The sequence below is a fragment of the Mitsuokella multacida DSM 20544 genome (genome assembly GCF_000155955.1).
Taxonomy (GTDB): Bacteria; Bacillota; Negativicutes; order Selenomonadales; family Selenomonadaceae; genus Mitsuokella; species Mitsuokella multacida.
In genome coordinates, this window is sequence record NZ_GG697141.2 from 392,214 (window position 1) to 397,784 (window position 5,571).

General features: G+C 53.0%; 3 protein-coding genes and 1 other annotated feature. All 3 genes read left to right on the plus strand.

Features of this window, described 5'->3' with window-relative positions; all coding sequences use genetic code 11:
• Positions 1-3,174, plus strand: a 3,174-nt coding sequence (locus tag MITSMUL_RS01905; RefSeq protein WP_005839463.1) for an MBG domain-containing protein, incomplete at its 5' end; no start/stop codon positions are given.
• Positions 3,175-3,713: 539 nt separating this feature from the next.
• Positions 3,714-4,163 carry a CAP domain-containing protein gene (locus tag MITSMUL_RS01910; RefSeq protein ID WP_005839467.1) on the plus strand — a complete coding sequence of 150 codons (450 nt, stop codon included), beginning with the start codon at positions 3,714-3,716 and terminating at the stop codon, positions 4,161-4,163.
• 146 nt (positions 4,164-4,309) lie between these two features.
• On the plus strand, positions 4,310-4,570 hold the full coding sequence (locus MITSMUL_RS01915; RefSeq protein ID WP_005839469.1) for a hypothetical protein: 261 nt from the start codon (positions 4,310-4,312) through the stop codon (positions 4,568-4,570).
• A 596-nt stretch (positions 4,571-5,166) separates the two neighbouring features.
• Positions 5,167-5,548: a sequence feature (16S ribosomal RNA rRNA prediction is too short), on the plus strand.
• Positions 5,549-5,571 lie beyond the last annotated feature (23 nt).

A 5,571-nucleotide genomic window follows, 5' to 3' on the forward strand; every position in this document is an offset into this window, starting at 1 on the left:
GACATCACGACGAGCGTCAACGAGCTGAAGAACTATGACGTCAGGACGAACACGGCGAAACTGCACATCAATAAGGCAGCGCTGTTCGTCAATACGGACGACAAGACGACGACGTACGGCACGGTCGACAAGGCGTTCACGTCGGATATCCAGGGCTTGACGAATGGCGACGATGCGTCGATCGTGAACCTGACGTATGCGACGAAGGGTTACCTCAGCGACACGAAGACGAACGACGTTGGTGACTATGACATCACGACGAGCGTCAACGAGCTGAAGAACTATGACGTCAAGACGAACACGGCGAAACTGCACATCAATAAGGCAGCGCTGTTCGTTAATACGGACGACAAGACGACGACGTACGGCACGGTCGACAAGGCGTTCACGTCGGATATCCAGGGCTTGACGAATGGCGACGATGCGTCGATCGTGAACCTGACGTATGCGACGAAGGGTTACCTCAGCGATACGAAGACGAACGACGTTGGTGACTATGACATCAATACGGGCGTCAACGAGCTGAAGAACTATGACGTCAAGACGAACACGGCGAAACTGCACATCAATAAGGCAGCGCTGTTCGTCAATACGGACGACAAGACGACGACGTACGGCACGGTCGACAAGGCGTTCACGTCGGATATCCAGGGCTTGACGAATGGCGACGATGCGTCGATCGTGAACCTGACGTATGCGACGAAGGGTTACCTCAGCGATACGAAGACGAACGACGTTGGTGACTATGACATCAATACGAGCGTCAACGAGCTGAAGAACTATGACGTCAAGACGAACACGGCGAAACTGCACATCAATAAGGCAGCGCTGTTCGTTAATACGGACGACAAGACGACGACGTACGGCACGGTCGACAAGGCGTTCACGTCGGATATCCAGGGCTTGACGAATGGCGACGATGCATCGATCGTGAACCTGACGTATGCGACGAAGGGTTACCTCAGCAATACGAAGACGAACGACGTTGGTGACTATGACATCAATACGAGCGTCAACGAGCTGAAGAACTATGACGTCAAGACGAACACGGCGAAACTGCACATCAATAAGGCAGCGCTGTTCGTCAATACGGACGACAAGACGACGACGTACGGCACGGTCGACAAGGCGTTCACGTCGGATATCCAGGGCTTGACGAATGGCGACGATGCGTCGATCGTGAACCTGACGTATGCGACGAAGGGTTACCTCAGCGACACGAAGACGAACGACGTTGGTGACTATGACATCACGACGAGCGTCAACGAGCTGAAGAACTATGACGTCAAGACGAACACGGCGAAACTGCACATCAATAAGGCAGCGCTGTTCGTTAATACGGACGACAAGACGACGACGTACGGCACGGTCGACAAGGCGTTCACGTCGGATATCCAGGGCTTGACGAATGGCGACGATGCGTCGATCGTGAACCTGACGTATGCGACGAAGGGTTACCTCAGCAATACGAAGACGAACGACGTTGGTGACTATGACATCACGACGAGCGTCAACGAGCTGAAGAACTACGACGTCAAGACGAACACGGCGAACCTGCATATTAAGCAAGCTGACCTGACAATCCAGATTGGCAATGCGTCGACGGTCTATGGTACGAAGTTCGATGAATCGCAGTATGGGTACAAGTATAAATCTGGCATCACGAATGGCGATACGAAGGCAACTCTGGATGCGGCACTCGGTGGCATGAACTACACGAACGATGCAGCGCTTGATGGCACGAACGGCAAGTGGACGAAGGGTGTCGGCGACTATGACCTCAAGGGCAAAGGCGTCAACAACCTGACGAACTACAAAGTCACGTACCTCAACGGCACAGCAACGGTCACGCCGTACACGATTACCGAGGAAGAGATTGTCAACCCAGATGGCTCGCCGCTCTACACGACGAAGTATGGCCAGAAAGATGCATTCGGCACGGCAACCTTTACGGGTGTCAATGGCGATGGCACGTATGAACTGGCTATCACGGACTCCAGTGCATTGGCGACTGCGGGAGCAGGCAAGGTCACGCAGGATGTCGGCAAGAACATCTACGATACGACGGTCGAGCTCAGCGAAGCGATGAATGGCAACTACCAGTTCGCAGACGGCGCAACGAGCAAGACGTTCGAGAAGACGGCAAGCGTCACGCCGGCCGAGCTCACGATCAAGACGAAAGACGTCGAGACGGAGTACGGCACGGTCAAGACGACGACCTCTGAGGTCGAAGGCCTTGTTAATGGCGACCTTCCGACTGGGTTCATCTACGACTATGGCGACTATGGCGGAGCTTATCTTGATAGCAACACCAAGACGAATGACGTCAACACGTATCATTTCGGCACGAAGCTCTCCGGCGCGGAGTTCCTCAAGAACTACACGATCACGGGTGGCGAGGCCGATGTGAAGATCGACCCGAAGGATGTCACATTCTTCGTTTCCGGTACGGGCAACACGCTTGACGATATTACCTATACGGTAGATCCGGATATCGACGCACAGCTGGCCTATGGCGAGCACGTCGACGCGGATTACACGCCGGGCAACACGCTGGGCGACAACCAGTACGGAGTCGTGGCGCACATCAACGGCACGCCGATCATCTCGGGCGATGTGGCAGGCAACTACCGTTACAACTACGGCGGCCTGATCACGCTCTCGCCGACGGTGCCGACGAAGCCGGATATCGATCCGCATAATCCGTCGAATCTCGATGGTTCTGGCTCCTGGACGAGCAACATGGGCAAACATGGCGTACCGGGCGTCGAGCGCGTCGCAGGTTTGGCGAGTGCTGAGCTTCCGTTCTTCAAGGTTGAGGCTGGTCAGGTCTCGCATTACGGCACGTATGATGTCGCAGCGGATCCGGACAAGGTTCGCCTTGAGCCGACGGGCAAGCGTCTGCCGGAGCCGAATCAGCCGAAGACGCAGTACCGTGAGTACACGAAGGCGCTGACGACGACGGATGGCACGGGCATGTTCCGCATGGTCTATGACGGTTCGACCTTCAACATCACGCCGGTCGACGATGGTGCTCTTGCGCTCATGCGCATGGGCGATGTCAAGAACAACGTCGAGCTTTCGGCAGAGGCTCTCCACGCTGGCTTCAGCGAGATGGGCATCCTGCTTGAAGACCTCGATGGCGTCTATGTCCACTTCGATACCATGGCATAAGCCAATCTGTAAATCATGGGTTCCCCGCAGGTTTGGCCGCGAGCGATGACTCGCGCATGACCGAGACATTCACGAGCGACAAGCTCGATGAGCCGCACGGAGTTTGGAGACGACGTGCTCACGCGTCGGAGTCAACAGCCAATCCTGTGATGGGCAGGCTGCCAGGATTTTCCTGGCAACCTGCTCTTTTTTATGCAGTAAAATTGCTATTATGAAGGCCGAATCGGATATTGAGCGGCCGGAGCACAGATGCTGTCTTGACGCTTTTATTTGGTGCCTTTAATTGAAGGAAAATTTTGTTTACGGCCTGAATCCTAATTGACCCTTCCAATTGTATGTGGTAAACTATAAATAGCAAGGATAAACCTGACAAAACTGAATCGATGTGAACATGCCCTGTGGTCGCGCAGCGCCCACAGCGGTAACAGATCTGCTTAAGTTTCGAAGCGATATGGACGACAGTCTGAAAAGGCAGCGCAAGGTGGTTTGGAGACCAAGTGCTCTCAAGTCAAAATATCGTAACGAAAGAGGCGGCCAATATGAAAACCTTGCGGCAGATCATGACTTTACTCGTCATGGCATGTATTGTTTTTGCATCGAGCACGGCTTTTGCGGCCAGCCTTCAGGATGAAGTCTTGTATGAAGTCAATCTTGAACGTACGGCAGCCGGCATCCAGCCGTTAAGCGGGATTGTTTATCTTGAACAGGCGGCTGGAACCCGTGCGCAGGAAGCGGGCATCTTGTTCGCGCATCAGCGCCCGGACGGCAGCTCTGTCAAATCAGTTTTGAATGGTGCATCCTGCTCCTGGTTCGGTGAAAACCTTGCCATCAGCAGCGTAGTGGATGCTAAAAAGATCGTTCGCGCTTGGATGGGTTCCCCGACGCATCGCGCAAATCTCCTCAACCATCATTTCACGAAGATGGGTGTATCTTGTGTGAGAGGCAATGATGGTCACTACTATTGGGCCATGGAACTTGTTGGTGACTGACCCAGGCTGATTCCTGCGAGGACCGAACTAGATATTCCCGGGCAGGCTGTATGGATTCATGCAGCCTGTTTTTATTTTTCGGGGAAGGTTGGCTCTGCAGGTAAAGCATACCGCTCTTACCGGCAGTAGAAGAATGAGGTGAGAGTATGGGCAGAATGATAGTCCGGACAGGAGTGTCCATCGCGGCTTTTCTCGCCATAGCGATGCTCGTTCCATCTGGAGGCCAGTATGGCTGCGCTCGTGCACAGAGTGCTGCTTCACTGACCGAGCTCAGCTCTGGCGCAGGCACGGCCATTGTGCGCGACCTTGAGCGTCGCGGCACGCCGCGCGGCAACTACAAGATCTCCGAGGCTGATGACGATGTCGTCATCGACGCTGAGGCTTACACGGAAGGTCCGTCGACGTGAGCTTTGCACCCGTCTTGTAGGGGATTTGCAGTCGGACCCACATGTCAAATCATGTAAAATGGATGCCGGGATCCCGCATTCACCATAGAGCCGTGAGGCTCGATGGTGGTGCGGGATTTTTTGTGATTTTTTTTCGGAAAAGCTGTTGACAAATGGGCGCAACTCCTGTAATATAATACAAGTCGCCGCGAGATACCGGCCAGCACGAAATGTGAGACAACGTTCCTTGAATGGAAACACTTACAGGTCATGCAGGACGGCCGCCTTTCAGACAAAAAAGAAAAATAAAAAAGTTCTTGACAGTCTAAAAGAGATGCGGTACAATAAATGAGTCGCTTGAAGCAAGGCATTTTCAAACGAAGGCAAGCTTCGAAAGACAAAAAGTTGTTCTTTGAAAACTAAACAATGCAACATGAATCATTTGTGATTCAAGCCAGATGTTTTTAAAAACATCGATTGATTATGAACATAAGCAATCGGCAATTTCTTTACTGAGCTTTGATTTATCAAGGTTCAGGCCAAAAAGATTATTAGAGCCAATCAAGGTTCTTCATAAATTTTATGGAGAGTTTGATCCTGGCTCAGGACGAACGCTGGCGGCGTGCTTAACACATGCAAGTCGAACGAGACGATTGAAAGCTTGCTTTTGAAAGTCGAGTGGCAAACGGGTGAGTAACGCGTAGACAACCTGCCGTAAAGATGGGGACAACAGTCCGAAAGGACTGCTAATACCGAATGTTGTGGAACTTCCGCATGGGAGCTCCACTAAAGATGGCCTCTACTTGTAAGCTATCGCTTTACGATGGGTCTGCGTCTGATTAGCTAGTTGGTGGGGTAACGGCTTACCAAGGCGACGATCAGTAGCCGGTCTGAGAGGATGAACGGCCACATTGGAACTGAGACACGGTCCAGACTCCTACGGGAGGCAGCAGTGGGGAATCTTCCGCAATGGGCGCAAGCCTGACGGAGCAACGCCGCGTGAGTGAAGAAGGGTTTCGACT